General features: G+C 43.0%; 11 protein-coding genes. 3 read left to right on the top strand and 8 right to left on the bottom strand.

Going from position 1 to position 14,943, the window contains the following annotated elements; genetic code table 11:
* Positions 1 to 591: 591 nt before the first annotated feature.
* The 3 genes from A4S05_RS25195 to A4S05_RS25180 all read right to left on the bottom strand — a co-directional run bounded on the left by A4S05_RS25195 (position 592) and on the right by A4S05_RS25180 (position 2,832).
* Positions 592 to 978, bottom strand: coding sequence for a hypothetical protein (locus A4S05_RS25195; RefSeq protein WP_069072518.1), 387 nt, complete (start codon positions 976 to 978; stop codon positions 592 to 594).
* 40 nt (positions 979 to 1,018) lie between these two features.
* Positions 1,019 to 2,050: a hypothetical protein gene (locus tag A4S05_RS25190; protein WP_069072517.1), complete on the bottom strand. Its 1,032-nt coding sequence runs from the start codon at positions 2,048 to 2,050 to the stop codon at positions 1,019 to 1,021.
* 539 nt (positions 2,051 to 2,589) lie between these two features.
* Positions 2,590 to 2,832: a hypothetical protein gene (locus A4S05_RS25180; RefSeq protein ID WP_069072515.1), complete on the bottom strand. Its 243-nt coding sequence runs from the start codon at positions 2,830 to 2,832 to the stop codon at positions 2,590 to 2,592.
* A gap of 534 nt (positions 2,833 to 3,366) precedes the next feature.
* On the opposite strand from A4S05_RS25180, the gene A4S05_RS25175 reads away from it, so the two are divergent.
* On the top strand, positions 3,367 to 4,854 hold the full coding sequence (locus A4S05_RS25175) for an AAA-like domain-containing protein (RefSeq protein ID WP_069072514.1): 1,488 nt from the start codon (positions 3,367 to 3,369) through the stop codon (positions 4,852 to 4,854).
* A gap of 523 nt (positions 4,855 to 5,377) precedes the next feature.
* Positions 5,378 to 7,666 (top strand): DUF1796 family putative cysteine peptidase, encoded by a 2,289-nt coding sequence (locus A4S05_RS25170; RefSeq protein WP_069072513.1) that lies wholly within the window; start codon positions 5,378 to 5,380, stop codon positions 7,664 to 7,666.
* Between the two features lie 179 nt (positions 7,667 to 7,845).
* Here A4S05_RS25170 and A4S05_RS25165 read toward each other — a convergent pair whose 3' ends face one another.
* Positions 7,846 to 8,421, bottom strand: coding sequence for a single-stranded DNA-binding protein (locus A4S05_RS25165; RefSeq protein WP_069072512.1), 576 nt, complete (start codon positions 8,419 to 8,421; stop codon positions 7,846 to 7,848).
* Between the two features lie 271 nt (positions 8,422 to 8,692).
* Positions 8,693 to 9,949 carry an FAD-dependent oxidoreductase gene (locus tag A4S05_RS25160; protein ID WP_069072511.1) on the bottom strand — a complete coding sequence of 419 codons (1,257 nt, stop codon included), beginning with the start codon at positions 9,947 to 9,949 and terminating at the stop codon, positions 8,693 to 8,695.
* 284 nt (positions 9,950 to 10,233) lie between these two features.
* Here A4S05_RS25160 and A4S05_RS25155 point away from each other — a divergent pair, with 284 nt between their 5' ends.
* A complete protein-coding gene (locus A4S05_RS25155; RefSeq protein WP_069072521.1) occupies positions 10,234 to 11,547 on the top strand; it encodes an ABC transporter ATP-binding protein in 1,314 nt (437 codons plus the stop codon).
* Positions 11,548 to 11,700: 153 nt separating this feature from the next.
* Here A4S05_RS25155 and cydB read toward each other — a convergent pair whose 3' ends face one another.
* From cydB to A4S05_RS39400, 3 genes are all read right to left on the bottom strand, one after another.
* Complete coding sequence (gene cydB, locus A4S05_RS25150) at positions 11,701 to 12,738, bottom strand: cytochrome d ubiquinol oxidase subunit II (RefSeq protein WP_069072510.1); 1,038 nt, start codon at positions 12,736 to 12,738, stop codon at positions 11,701 to 11,703.
* 244 nt (positions 12,739 to 12,982) lie between these two features.
* A complete protein-coding gene (locus A4S05_RS25145) occupies positions 12,983 to 14,425 on the bottom strand; it encodes a cytochrome ubiquinol oxidase subunit I (protein WP_069072509.1) in 1,443 nt (480 codons plus the stop codon).
* A 241-nt stretch (positions 14,426 to 14,666) separates the two neighbouring features.
* Complete coding sequence (locus A4S05_RS39400) at positions 14,667 to 14,942, bottom strand: hypothetical protein (RefSeq protein WP_084227260.1); 276 nt, start codon at positions 14,940 to 14,942, stop codon at positions 14,667 to 14,669.
* Between the last annotated feature and the right edge of the window lies 1 nt (position 14,943).

The raw sequence follows: 14,943 nt of genomic DNA, 5'->3' as shown, positions 1-14,943 counted from the left end.
GGAATATGGTTTCATTTTTACCCTTGAGTAGATGCACTGAATTTATCTTAATTAGTGTACTTTATTAGACTGGTAAACGCCATAATACCAATTCTTTATGAAGCTGGATAGAATTCGATCCCCCCTAGCCCCCCTTAAAAAGGGGGGAATTCAAAGTCCCCCTTTTTAAGGGGGATTTAGGGGGATCAAGATATGTGCAACTTCACATTAAATTGGTATCAGTCCTAATAAGTGTAAGTACTATAGGACTCATATTTGATTTCTGAAAAAACTCAGTACAACTAAGAAGCCCTCCAATACTGCTCAGGTTTTGGATTTTTAACTCGGAATTGCGTTTTGGGTAAAGGTTAAAGGGTAAAGGTTAAAGGTTTTTTCTTTCCCCTTCCCCTTATCCCCAGAGGGGGCCCCACCTTCCCCTTTTCCCCTTAACCGACAAGTATTGAGAAGCCCTCTTTACTGTTGCCTATTGCCTATTGCCTGTCTACGCAAATTCGTTCAGAAATCAAAGCGGATTCCTATACCAGCAAGGAGAGAGGGCTATGAGGCTTATTATTATATCTGCATCCTAGCCCTTTTTATAGCCCCGCGAGGTCAGAAGCCCATCGGTTTAATAGCCTTGATGGTGCTAGTAACAATATCAATAACTTTAGCTATTTCTGATAAAAAACCTCCAAAATTCTCATTCTTAATCTTTTTAGCAGCTTCTTGTAGGCTATTTGTGGCACTCAGAATTTGTGAGTAAGAACTATTAACATCGTTATTGAGTATAGAACCTAGTTTTACCCCATCGATCAAACCCTGTAGTTCAACTGCTTTGGTTTCCAACTTGCCCCATTCATCTTTTGCCTGTGTAAATTTTGTGCGATCAATTCTCCCATTGTCACGAGCTTTGCCAGCCTCTTCACTGAGAAATTTAATTGTATTAGTTAGTTGATCATGAATCTCTTTTAAATGATCTATATTTAGTTCAGTAGTCATAAGTCCTCTTTCTTTTATTTACAAACGGTTGACTTGATAATTAATCTTGAATCTCATTAAATAGAGGAGTAACTTTGTCAATGTATTCCTTGGTTACTTTCTTGGCTTGCTTTAACTCTGATGTGGTAATTTCTTGATTCCAAACATCATATTTTTTATCGGTATTTTGAAAACTTAGGCTTTCCTTTTTAGAGCGATATTTATTGCATTTTTGAATTTGGTCTGATGAGAGTTCTTCCCGATCTTTATTGAAAATACGCTTCAATTTGCGGTGAAATTCTGCGGTATAACGAATAGCAGCTACGTAGGCTGATCCCTGTTTTTTACGTTCAATTACCTTGGTAATTTCTGCTCGTTCTTCTGCCTCTAATAAAGTCTGTTGTGTCTGAAGTGCGTTAAAATCTTGTAGATCATCTTCTGGGTTTGATAATTTTAGTAATCTTATATTGACCTCACTTATGTAGAAACCATAATTTTCATGAATCTGCGTAATTTCGTCGTTGAGCAAAGACTTTACATAAGATGACTCAATGAAATCGGACAGTTCAGTAGAATATTTCTGAATATCTTGATCTGTGCAAACAATAGCAACTTTCAAGTTATCTCGCCGAAAATCCGTAACTAGAAGATTAGTAATAAAGTCAGCAATTTTAACCCCTGCTGTGCGAGCATTTTCATCAATATTAAGCTTTCCTAAACCGTCTGAAATTTTATTTAACTGAGGAGTAAAGCCGTTATCATTTTCAGTGGCTAAATTTCCAACTGCCGCAACATAGTTGACTAAAACACTGCCAGCTATTTCAGTATTTTGTGAATTCGGAAGATAAATTTCGTCGCATTTATTCAAACGATTTTTGCTATTTATTCTACTTTGCTGTGTTCCCAAAGCTTCCCAGGTTGCGGATCGGGCGCAGGAAGCATAAATATCAGCCGATATTGTTTCGTTGGCAATTGCTAAAGATTGGGATAAATCACCAAATGATTTCGCTTCTGATAAGTCTTCTTTTTGGCAACTGCCAAGGATAAAGGAAAAGGAAATTAAAGCAAGTAAAACTTTAACTTTAGGTTTCATAAATTGTTAATTAGATACTTTTCTTAAAATTAATTATGACTTGCTACTGCTACATTATATTTATCAGTGGTGGGACAAAATTTTATGTAATAGGGCAATACTTTGCAAAAATAATAGCCTACAAAAGTTTGAGCAGAAATGCCAAAAAAAACCATATATTAGCGTTTAGCTTCAAAGGTAGATTGGAGTCTCAAACCCTCTATACTGCGGACAATACGGAAAATAATCTTGCAGGAAACCTTGGAGTAAATTTTAGGATTTATTATCTTTGCCAAGCCATAGACAAAAAGAAGTTAATACATCAACTCACCCTCGTAAATTGGCGAAGTATTGTCAAATGAAAACTTCCTTCAAGTAATTCTAACCCTATGTATATTTTCAATCGATTACAAGGTTAAGAGCCATTAATAGTATTTAGTGGTATATAGCAATCCTAAATGAGTTTTTAAAACCGCCCTTGTTCAGTTCTGTGATTTCTTTGAGAGGTTGCAGAGCTTGTTCTTCACGAATGATTTAGAATTGCTATAGCCTTGCTACTGTTACGTTAGTTGAATTCCTATCTGATTAGCACGGAGATGAATAATTTGCGCCAGTCTAGTTTGTGTTGTTATTGCAGTCTGATCGTCTTTAGCTTGCCATTTTTGGTAATTAGCGCGAACTGAGTCTAATTCTTGCTGCAAATCTTCTTTGGTAGTCATTGCCATAATTTGGCTTTCAATTGGGTTAGTGTCGTGAGGACTAGGATTAGGTTGGCTATTTTCATTAGGAATTAGAAAAGTCATACAACCTCCAGAAGGCTAATATTAGCTTGATATGAATCAACACTACAGATTCCCGATTCCTAACACTACCAAAGTTTGCAACTTTAAGAAAAAAGCTAAGGATTTAGCACCAGCAAATCTTCAAAGCTTTTCCCTATATTGGTTTCAGCTACCGAAAATTTAAGTGCCTCGCAACCATTCATTTAACGGCGTTGTTAACTTTGGAAAAACCCGCAAGTTAATAACTTGCTGGCTTCTGTTTACTTTCCCAGAGTAAACTCCGACTCCCAGGTGCGTTGAGAATAGACGTTTTTGAATTGCATCCGTAAGTAGTCGTGCGAAATTATTGATGTCACTGTAAGCAAAATGTAATTCTGATACTGTATTTGCCAATTTAGAAACCCAATGGCAGTAGGCTCAACGTGCCAATTTTACTCAATAGCCTAATCACTTAAGATTTGTAAATATACTGCATAAATTTTTAAAGTGCATCAGTTATCTATATTTAGTAAGCAAATTACTAAGCACATTTTTATACTTTATTTCCAAGTAAAAATGCAATTACAATCGAAAAACCATCTACGAAGGCGGGGTGCGATTCTGACGGCTCAAGGCTCAAAGAAACTCAATCAGGCAAAAGCTCAGTTAGAAATTGAGCAAAACTTTAAACGATACACTCTCGAAGACCTCAGTGAGAAAACAGGTTTAACCCCCAATACCCTCAGTAAGGTCTTTAATGGCTCTGTAGGAGTCGATAAACGAACCTTGGAGTGCTGCTTCCATGCTTTTAATATAACCTTGCTAAAGGACGATTATTTCTATCTGGAGCCTCATCAAGACAGTTTTGCCGAGATTGGCTCAATGTCGCAGGCTTCAGCCTGCGATCGCATCGAAGCAGTATGCAATTCTCGTAGTAGTGTAGGGCAAACCCACAAAATGGAACGATTCCCGAAGGGACGGCAGAGCCGAACGTCAGACAATCTATACCCTCGTTCCCCAAACCCACCAGGAGGGCAGATGCCCCTGGATTCAGTCTTCTACATTGACCGTCCTATTCTCGAATCCCTCTGTTATGAAGCCATCCAGCAACCCGGTGCGTTGATCAACATCCGCGCCCCCAAGCAAATGGGCAAAACTTCTCTAATGACTCGCATCCTGGCTTACGCTAACTCCCAGGGTCATTGCGCCGTTTCTGTGAACTTGCAACTTGCTAACGACGAGATTTTACAGAACCTAGAACGCTTCTTACAATGGTTCTGTGCCAGAGTCAGCAAGCAGTTAGACTTGCCAAATGAAATTGCTAGTTTTTGGGATAACTCCTTGGGCAGCAAATCAAATGCCACTGATTATTTTCAGGATGTAATCTTAACCAACCTCGATTGCGGAGTCTCTTCAAGGGAGAATCGCCCCCTAGTCATTGCGATCAATGAACTCAACCAGCTTTTTGCCTACCCCGACGTTGCTCGTGAATTTCTCCTACTTTTACGAACATGGTCTGAACAAGGCAAAGAAGCCGATGCAGACATTAATCCTTGGCACAAGCTGGGATTGGTGACGGTTCATTCTACTGAAATTCTGATGCCTCCCTCCATCGATCCCTCTCTCTTGAATACTGGGCTAGTTATTGAGTTACCTGAGTTTAACCCTGCTCAGGTGCAGGATCTAGCACATAGGTGCGAACAGGATATAACCTCATCACAAACCCAGCGCCTAATCGCTCTGTTGGGGGGACATCCTTATCGGTTGCAGTTAGCATTTTATTATCTACAGCAGCAGACAATAACCCTAGAAGAACTCTTAGAAAATTCTGCGATCGCTGCTGCCATCTATGCAGACCACCTAGAACAGCAATGGTGGAACCTGCAACGTTATCCCGATTTATTGCCATCGTTTACAGAAATCGTCAGACAGTCAAGTCCTGTAGATTGCGAGGCTGTGCAAGGCTCACAGTTGCACAAAATGGGGTTGGTGCATCTGCATGATCTGAAGGCAAGTATTGCCTGTGAGTTATTTCGTCCGTTTTTCTGCGATCGCCTCCGGTAAATCAATGGTGAGCGATCGCATTTCTCATCTATTAAGTCTTGGTCAAGTGGAATAGATAGCGTTCACTACTAAGTACTTGCGTATTTCAGCGCTATTGAAGGAAAAATTTAACTTAATCTTATCCTTTTGTTGATTTGTTCTTAGTTGTGCAAAGACTTTTAATACACTATATTCTATTTAATAAGTATAAAAATCTTCTGTAAAAATTCTATTTAATCGTTAAAAACCTTTCTAACCATAGCTTTGGGTGATTTCAGTCAGAGCTTCAGTATACTTAACAAGATCCATACCAGATTCTTAAGAATTCTATGTAATATTGTCAAAGTAGATTCAATGCGGTTCGGTTAACGTTCTAATCTTTTGAAAATCCCCCCTTAAAAAGGTGGTCTTTTAACCCTCTTGTACCCATTTTTTAAGGGGGTTGCAGCAAGCGGGGGGATCTTAACCAAACCGTATTGAAAGTAGATTTAAATATTTCAGCCTGACTGTTTGGTATCGTACTCACTAAATCAGGATAAATTCTATGTATCGATTCCAGATCAGTGCATATACTCAAAGGGGCGAATCCATTGGTCTGGTTGGTTCTAGTCCAGAGTTGGGATTGTGGGACATCACCAAATGTGTCTACCTGCGTACAAATAGCGATCGCTATCCTTTATGGTGGACAGATATAGAAATTGACATTCAGCCGCCTTTAGAATCAGGCGATGCCCAGAGAGTTGAATATAAATACATACATCTCGACGCAAACGGTAATGCTCGATGGGAGAGTTTACTAGATACAAATCGCTGGATACCGATTGACTCTAAAAAGCATTCCAGCAAAATTATTGTGGATGATGGCGCATTCGGTTATTTACAACCTTACCCCTTTGGATACATGGAGAAGTCGGCTGTCAAAATGCCCTTGGAAGAAGGGGTTGAAAGACTCAAAATTGTGGTCATTGGCAGTTCCGTCGCATTAGGTCATAAAGCCTGGTTTCTGAAAGGTTGGGTCTGGCTATTGGCACAGGCTTTGGAGCAAAAATATGGACATCAACTTGTGAATGTGTCCGAAGTGGGGGCAAATGTCAGCAGAACGATCGCTCGATTTGGGTCAGTTGTCATCCCAGAACAACCGGATATCGTGATCATTGCCCTATCTCTGGGTAACGAAGGGTTAGCCTACTGTCACCCTCATGAACGCCGAGCAGTACAGCGACGGTTTGAAAGTGGCTTGCAGCAGTTGGTGAAAATGACGCGTGACATCGGGGCTATTCCAATTTTGGGCGGTGTCTATCCCAATGGCGACTATTCCCTGGAGCATTACTGGCTGATGCAAGACACACACAAACGAATGCTAAGTTGGGATGTAACCGTACTAGATTGGTTGGCAGCTGTGGATGATGGACAAGGACGATGGAAAGCGGGGACATCCTTCGATCCGGCTCACCCAAACACGATCGGTCACAGCCTGATGTATCAGCAGATCGATCAGCACCTATTCGATATCGACAAAGACAAATTAGCAAAAGAAAAACAACGCTTCCAGCAACCGAATGAATTTGCCATCTACTTTGACACTGTAGGTTTTCATGTCTCTGTCTGTATCGAAGAGAAGCGTTTACGGATTATTAATCAATCACAATACAACTACACGATCGCTCCCTATTGGCAGGAATTGCAAACTGCACTGCAAAGTCAGGCAAGATTGATACCAGGTATTTACATTGCGAAATCTGTGAAGCCAGGGACACTCCCCTTCTTTGCTGTACAAGAGGATGGCGCGATCGCAACCACATTAGACATTCCCCCTAGTGCCGATTTAGAATATAGCGCCGCCTTCAATCTCTTTTCGCCGAACAACTCACAAGTTTTGTTCTATGACGGGCATTTGGGGATTTTGCAAGCGGACGAACGCCACCTCTGGGTGATCAACGAATCAGAAAATGAGTACAACATCCAGCCCATGTGGACAGAGGTTTGCAACGCACTTAAAGCCATGCCATCGGGTGTCTATGAAGATCCGCTTTATCCCGATGCCCCCTTTTGCACCCTGATGATTGGTAACGATGGGCTAGAAAGCCGGGTGAAAGTACGACCCAAGTCTGCGGTGTTTTTCCAATACAAATGTCAGTTATCGGATATCAAGCGTGTGGCGATTCTTCCCCTTGGCGATCGCTGTGCCGTCCGCATGATGTTGTACAAGATGGAGTACGATGGCCCTGCTTTTCCCTTTGATCTAACGCGCACCACTAATATTGGAGATGTTGCGGATGCGATCGCAAACGGTTTTTATGATATGTGGAACCCTGCCTTCCTGCACTACAGCCCAGATGCAGGCAGAATTTACCACAGTAAGTGGTCGGGTTTGTCTTTTGCCCATGAAGTTGAGGAGACAGACGACCCAACAGGCGATATGTCTCCCGTCCATGAACGGATGCGCGTTCGGTACACAGCACGTTCTGAAAGGTTTTGGTACGCACTGCGGCACTGCGACAAAGTGCTTTTCGTCCGCACTGGAATTTGCGATCGCGGTGGCGTAATTGATCTGGTCAACAAGCTACAAAAACAATGTCAGGGGAAGCCATTTGATCTCTTGCTTCTTTCTCCCCAAAGCGATGATGAGTTTTTAGACCTCCCCAATGTGCTGCACTACAATGTCGAGTTTAATCCCGATCGCATGTATGACGATTTGGGACATTGGATGTATTGCACAGAGGTGATGCGAGGAATTCTAGAATCCCTTGGTGTGTCCAGTAAAAACCTCTTTTGGTGCCCACCCAAACCTGCGAAGGGGTGGGAAACTAGTACCGCAAGGCGTAATTCGTAATTCGTAATTCGTAATTCGTAATTAATTGTTTGCAAGGGTTTCAGACATTTAAAATTGGTGGCTTATTTACGCCGTGCAGTACTAGGTAGAGGCGATCGCTCTTTGATTGTCCAACCCCTTGGAATTACTGTGAGTTAGCGCTTGCAACCCAAGTTTTATTCAACGCTCAACTACCAACTTTAGAACGGAATATCATCTGGATCTGGTTCTTCCTCCTTCACTGCGGGATAAGTGGTTCGCTCATAATTTGTGGGTTGGGGTACGGGTTCGTAACTTGTCGCTTGGGGGGTAACGCCAACCGGATTTGTCGCTGGGGTAGGTGCTGGACGTGGTGACTCGTAACTGCTAACGTCTTTCTGTGGAGGACGAGATGCTGAAGATGTTTGTCGTGGAGCCGTTTCAGTGAATGATGGAGTTGCGGTTGCTGAGGGTAATGGATCAGTATTAAAACTACCTCCAACAGGTTGAATTTGTTGCACTGTTAATTCAGCGCGTTTTTCTTTAAAACCTTCTTGACGCTCAACAGTAGTCATACCTAAACGTCCTACCAGGATGACGCGATCGCCTTGGTGGTAGTTTTGCTGAATTTCTGTCGCTAAATTTCCCCAGCCGACAACTTTCAGAGTAGCTGGCGGATCTTCTGGTTTCTGGGAATTGGGAAACTGAACCAGCATTTCCGTGACTCCTAAATTATCCGCCGTATAGCGGAGTTGCGGCTCGTTAATAATTTCCGCCATCAAAACGCAGCTGTTCATTAAAATTACTCCTGACTGCAAAAAGTACTGATTGAAAAAGAGGGGGTTTTTCTATGTAGTGCCAATTAATATCTAGATATGTTTAATTGTTTGCATTTTTTAATAATGTCTGGGTTTTTAGTCCTTTCTAGCATAAAAGCCAAGCGATCATTTTGAACAGCATTGAGTATACTGTTCGCCACCCTCGCTTGACTGAATGAGCATTAAATTCTGCATAGAGTAGTATAATTGTACCACTCATTCATCAAATAGAAAAAATTCTTGGCAAAAATTAAGTATTGACGTGAGAGGGGAAAACACCGAAGGCAATTAACCTGGCTGGAAGGTCGCGCAAGATAGGTAAGCGCAAAAACGCAGGTGGTACAAAGCTGCGATTTGAGGTGAGAACCGGGGCAAATACCCGCTTTTGGATAAAAGTTTGAAACGCCTGAATGATGCGTGTGGGCAACTCGCGTTGACGCTGTACTTTTGCTAGGTCGCTGGGTTCTACGTGTCGATTCTTGAGGGGTTCGCTGAGTACATTCGCTGCAACGACAGCATCTTGAATCGCGTAATTAATGCCAACTCCACCAACAGGGGACATTATATGAGCTGCATCACCGATGAGTAAGAGTCCCGGAAGATACCAACGTTTGACACGGCTGGACTCGACTGAGAGAAAAGCTATTTGTGACCAATCATATAAATTGTGGATGCGTTGCTGGAATTCTGGCACCACTTCGACAACAGATTTTTTTAATTCCTCCAAACCCTCAGCCCGTAGTTTTTGATAGCCTCCCTTGGGGATAACATAAGCAAGTTGCCACTCATCACCACGGTCAAGCATAGCGATGATTTTACCTTCACCAAAGCGCCCCATTCCTCCCTCTAGGTCTTCTGGCTGACGGGGTAGGCGAAACCAAAGGATATCCATTGGTGGTGAGGTTTCGATGGACTCAAACTCACCTAGATGGCGTAAACGTGAGTGGCGACCATCTGCACCCACTGTCAGTATTGCCCGAACTTCATGCCAACCACCGCCTCCCCGATAGCGGACACCTTTAATTACACCATTTTCGGTAATTAATTCTTGTACATTCGCACCCATCACCAGATGAAAACTAGGATATTTTTGTGCTTCTTGGGTGATGAACTCTAGAAATTTCACCTGGGGAAGCATTGTAATGTAAGGGTAGTGGGTTTTCAGATGACTAAAATCTGCCAAAGTGACAGTATCTTGAGGAGTTTTAACCCTAATTTGGCGAATTTTGGCATGAGGGAGTTTTAGCAAGCGATCGCTAAGTCCCAATTCCTCCATAATTTCCATCACCGATGGATGAATCGTATCGCCGCGAAAATCGCGATCGAAGTCTTTGTGTGCTTCCAGCAGCATCACAGAAATACCTTGACGCGCTAACAATAGCGCCAATACTGCTCCTGCTGGGCCTCCACCCACAATGCAACAATCTGTGGTTTGTACGTCTACAATGTCATGGATAAGGTTAATACTTGGATCTTGAGAAAGATTTTTAGGTATATCGGTAGTCATCACAACACCTCCTGACAGCCCTAAAATTTAGGGTAATTTGCTTTTAATGGTGCAAGCTGTTTTTTTAACTTTTCGTATTTACATAGAACGTGTATTATGATGGGCGCTAAACTGTCATTGGTCATTGGTCATTGGTCATTAGTCATTTGTCCTTTGTCCAATGCCCCTTAAGAGTCCTGAGTAATGAGTGCTGAGTGCTGAGTGGGGAATCTCATTTCTTTACTCAGGACTGGGAACTCGGAACTCGGAACTGTTTTGCCCCATGCTCAATCCCCAAATTAGTTGTGTCTCAAGTTGTTTTAGAAAACGTTTATAAAAGTTTTTCCCCACGTAAAGGGGAAAGTGTTAGCTCACAAGCTCAATCTCCCCTCACATCTGGGGAGAATGATGCAGTGCAAGAGCGTGCGGGAAGTGTCAACGTCTTGCGGCGAATTAACCTGACGATCGCAGATGGTGAGTTTATGGTGCTGGTGGGCCCTTCTGGTTGTGGTAAAAGCACTCTGCTGCGGTTAATCGCCGGGTTAGAAGTGATGACTGGAGGCAATATTTGGATAGGCGATCGCTTAATCAATGACCTACCACCGAAGGAACGCGACATCGCAATGGTGTTTCAAAATTACGCCCTCTATCCTCACATGACGGTGTATGACAACATTGCCTTTGGGTTACGCCGCAGGGAATTAGGGAATAGGGAAAATCAGCATTCTCCACTCCCCACTCCCCACTCCCCACTCCCCACCTGGGCGGAAAATCTTTTTGTGGGAGCGACCAGAAAGTTACCTAAAGGATTGCGCTACACTTCTGACAAAGAAAGAGCGGTGAATGAGCAGGTGCGTAGTGTTGCTCAACTGTTGCAAATTGAAACATTGCTGAATCGCTTACCCAAACAGCTATCTGGGGGACAAAGACAACGGGTTGCATTGGGAAGAGCGATCGCACGTGACCCCCAAGTATTCTTAATGGATGAGCCGCTTTCTAATTTAGATGCCAAATTGCGGGCAGAAACCCGCGCCCAAATTGTCAAATTGCAGCGCCAACTGGGGACAACGACAATTTACGTCACCCACGATCAAACAGAAGCGATGACAATGGGCGATCGCATTGCAATTATGTCTGAGGGTAAAATCCAGCAAGTTGATTCTCCCCTAGAACTTTACAACCGCCCTGCCAATCTTTTTGTAGCAGAGTTCATTGGTTCACCACCAATGAATTTTATTCCTGTGGAATTTCATGCTCCACAGTTGATTACTCATTCCCAGCTTCGTTTTACTCTCCCCGAAGTCTGGGGAAAAGCTCTACAAAAATATGATCGGAAAACTCTAATTTTAGGCATTCGTCCAGAACATTTGAACTTGAGTATGCCTGCCACTAAAAATCTACCAGTGCAGGTAGATTTGGTAGAGAATCTCGGCAACGATTCCTTTCTCACTGTTAAGATTGCCGAACCTGGTTCCCAACCTGCTGCTACAGCCAATTTCCTACAAGTGCGAATACCACCAGACAGATTTGTACAACCTGGTGAGCAACTTTGGTTATCGCTAACTCCAGAGAAAATTCACTTTTTTGACCCGGAAACTGAGTTAGCAATATTTCCCTAAAATTAATCAACAGAGAAACACAAATTTACCAAATTTTGAATTTTGGATAGACACTATTTTTTTGTGATTTAAGGCAAGAGACGCGATGAATCGCCGTCTCTACAAAAGACTGATTATTGTAGAGACGGCGATTTATCGCGTCTTTGTGATGATTTATCGCGTCTTTATTGTGTCACCTATTTCCCCATAATGTGTGTCTGCGACTTTCCCTCGAAACACAATGTAATTGTAGATGTTGTAGAACAACATAATGGGAATAAGAAATCCAATAAAAATAATCATGAACACTAACGCGCTAGGTGCTGCGGCTGCCTGATAAATTGTGATACCTGGGGGAATAATATAGGGAAAAACAACTAATCCTAACCCGACAAAGCTAAGTAGAAAAAGCAGCACTGTCCAAACGAGGGGAGTAGTTTCTGCTTTGCGGTTCAGGCTTTGAATCAATAACCAAATCAGCAGCACACCTAACACTGGAATGATTGAAAATAGATACACTTCTGGCTGATGAAATAACTTTGCTCTGGCATTTTCATACACAACAGGGGTAGCGATCGTGATTAAGATTGCACCTAAGAGCGTTGTCCAAGCAGCGAGTTTGGCTGTGCGGTAATGCGATGTTTGCAGTTCTCCCTCAGTTTTTAAGATGAGATAGGTGGAGCCAATCAATACATAACCCTGGATTAATGTCAAGGCAACCAAGAGCGATCGCCAATCGAACCAATCCCACATACCGCCGATAAAGTGACCCGCTTCATCCACCTTGATGCCTTCCAAAATCGTACCCAAGGCGAATCCTTGAAATAGCGCCGCCATGAAACTACCAACTCCAAACGCCACATTCCAAAACACTTTGTTTGTAGAATGCTCTCGAAACTCAAAGGCCACAGCCCGAAAAATCAAGCCAAAGATCATCCCAAAAATGGGAATGTAGAGCGCATTCAGAATAGTGCCATAAGCAAGAGGAAATGCCCCAAACAACGCACCCCCCATCAACACCAACCAGGTTTCATTGGCATCCCAAACATTACCCAAACTCGTCATTAAGATGTCGCGTCGGTCGTCATTGGAACTTGTTAGTGATAGGATGCCTACGCCTAGATCAAACCCGTCTAACATGACGTAGAGAAATAAAAACAGAGCCAAAATGACAAACCAAACCTGCGCTAAAAAGTGTTCTAGATTCTCCATACAGTTACCTAATTGATTTACCCAAGAAAGGCAGGGGCAGGAGGAAGAAAATATATTTTTTGCTCTCTGCCATTTTCTTTTAGAGCAAGTAAATTTATTTATGAAGAGAGTGACAGCAGATTTTTTTCAATACACGCAGTGTAATAAAAAAGGCATTCTTGTTTCAAACCCCCAAATTTATTTATGGGGTTTACCTTCTACCTTCTACCTCCTGCCTCCTGCCTCCTGCCTCCTGCCTTCTTATCTATTGCTCTGCTTCTACAGGACGTTGATCTGGAACAAATTCAGCCGGAGTAGTTTCTGCGACAGGTTCGGTGTCAACGCCTGGAACCGGAAGTTCCAGATTGGGGCCTTGACGAATGATGCGACTACCAAAGAATAAGGCACAAATAAACAGGGCTGTATAAATTCCAGCAAAAATCACCAGCGATGTTAACACCTCACTAGCAGGTAGGTGAGAAACTCCGTCTGCTGTGCGAATTTGCCCATAAAGCACCCAAGGTTGCCGCCCAACACAACGCACAATCCAGCCTGATTCGACGGCGATGTAGCCCAATGGAGCCGCCAAAATCCAGATTCGCAGTAGCCATTTCTGTGCGGCGATCGCTTCTGGTGAAAGTTTGCCCCGCAACCACTGAATCACACTGAGTCCCATCAATGCAGCTAAGAAGAAGCCAATGCCGCTCATAATACGGAAAGAATAATAAATCAAACCCACCATCCGGGGGCGATCTTCAGGCTTCCAATGTTTCAGTCCGAGAACGGGTTTAGATAGGTTCTTTTTAAATTCCAAAATATAGCCTAAGCCGTTGGGAATTGAGATTTCCCAATCATTTTGCTCAGTCTGATTATTGGGTAATGCCACCACACTCCAGGGCGCGGGTTCTCCAGCTGGACTAGTTTCCCACTTGGCCTCCATTGCGGCGAGTTTGGTAGGTTGATAATCTGCTACTTGCTCGGCGCTGAGGTGTCCGACATAAATTTGTAATGGGGTAACTGCGATCGCAGTTGCCAAGACAATTTTAAGCGATCGCGCAAAGAAAGCCTGATGACGTTTGTTGAGAATATACCAAGCGCTAATTCCCCCAATCACAAACAGCGAAGTTTCCAGCGTCGCCAAAAACATGTGCGAGACACTGTTGAGCATGAAGGGATTTAAAATTGCCTGAAAGTAATCATCCACAACAAACTTCCCATTCACCATTTCTCCGCCAGCCGGAGTCTGTAACCAAGAGTTGGCCGCTAAAATCCAGAAGGTAGATAGGTTTGCGCCAAAGGCAACCATAATCGTGGCGAAATAGTGAATCACTGGGTTGACTCGTTCCCAGCCAAACAGCATAATCCCCAGAAATCCGGCTTCAAGCATGAATGCCATCGAAGCCTCAAAGCCTAAAATGCTGCCAAAAAAGTCACCTACCGCTTCGGAAAATGGGGCCCAGTTCGTGCCAAATTGAAACTCCATCGGCAAACCGGATGCTACACCAATACCGAAGTTCAACACATATAACTTTGCCCAGAAACGAGCATGGTGATAGTAATCGGGATTGCGTGTTTTGAGCCACATTCCTTCGACAATGACCAGATAAATCCCCATCCCAGTAGTGAGAACAGGCCATAGCATGTGAAAGATCGCCGTCAGTGCAAACTGCATCCGTGAGAGGGCAACGGTGTCCGAGAGAAAATCCATGAACTAACCTCTGAATTCGTTTAAATCTTTACTTGCACAGCATCTTTGGGTTATAGCCGAATGCATTAAAGATACCACTGGGAACACAAGAGGAGTACGAAAATTTTCTCCGTTGTAACTCAGTCTGCCTACACGAGCATTTTGTGAGACTTTTTCAACTACCAAAGCTTTTGGTGTGTTACGGCTTACGCCTAACGCCTAACGCACTCTTGTATCTCACTGAACGATTAATCAAATAAATTCAATAAAGCTTTCGCCGTCCCTTCTGGCAAGCATTACAGGAAGAGGTTTTCGGCTCAAAATCAATACAAGCGATCGCTTGCTCAGAACAAGCTTTTGTTGGATGTACAGTACATTTGAGGCGGTAGTCGTTGGTGAAATATTCGCAACCAGAGCAAGGAATTTCATGCAGCGTTTTTAAATGAATTATTCCTTTTTTTAGCGTTAACCAGAAACTACCAATAAATAGAATAATTATTGTCCAAGTGCAAAATGCACACAAAATCATACTTAACATT

The sequence above is a fragment of the Nostoc sp. KVJ20 genome, assembly GCF_001712795.1.
Lineage (GTDB): Bacteria > Cyanobacteriota > Cyanobacteriia > Cyanobacteriales > Nostocaceae > Nostoc.
Note: the sequence above shows the minus strand (reverse complement) of the source record. Positions and strands in the feature narration are given on the sequence as shown.

Coding starts and splice junctions, on each gene's coding strand:
- A4S05_RS25195 (WP_069072518.1), bottom strand. CDS start 978: ATGACTACTGAACTAAATATAGATCATTTAAAAGAGATTCATGATCAA.
- A4S05_RS25190 (WP_069072517.1), bottom strand. CDS start 2,050: ATGAAACCTAAAGTTAAAGTTTTACTTGCTTTAATTTCCTTTTCCTTT.
- A4S05_RS25180 (WP_069072515.1), bottom strand. CDS start 2,832: ATGACTTTTCTAATTCCTAATGAAAATAGCCAACCTAATCCTAGTCCT.
- A4S05_RS25175 (WP_069072514.1), top strand. CDS start 3,367: ATGCAATTACAATCGAAAAACCATCTACGAAGGCGGGGTGCGATTCTG.
- A4S05_RS25170 (WP_069072513.1), top strand. CDS start 5,378: ATGTATCGATTCCAGATCAGTGCATATACTCAAAGGGGCGAATCCATT.
- A4S05_RS25165 (WP_069072512.1), bottom strand. CDS start 8,421: ATGAACAGCTGCGTTTTGATGGCGGAAATTATTAACGAGCCGCAACTC.
- A4S05_RS25160 (WP_069072511.1), bottom strand. CDS start 9,949: ATGACTACCGATATACCTAAAAATCTTTCTCAAGATCCAAGTATTAAC.
- cydB (WP_069072510.1), bottom strand. CDS start 12,738: ATGGAGAATCTAGAACACTTTTTAGCGCAGGTTTGGTTTGTCATTTTG.
- A4S05_RS25145 (WP_069072509.1), bottom strand. CDS start 14,425: ATGGATTTTCTCTCGGACACCGTTGCCCTCTCACGGATGCAGTTTGCA.
- A4S05_RS39400 (WP_084227260.1), bottom strand. CDS start 14,942: ATGTTAAGTATGATTTTGTGTGCATTTTGCACTTGGACAATAATTATT.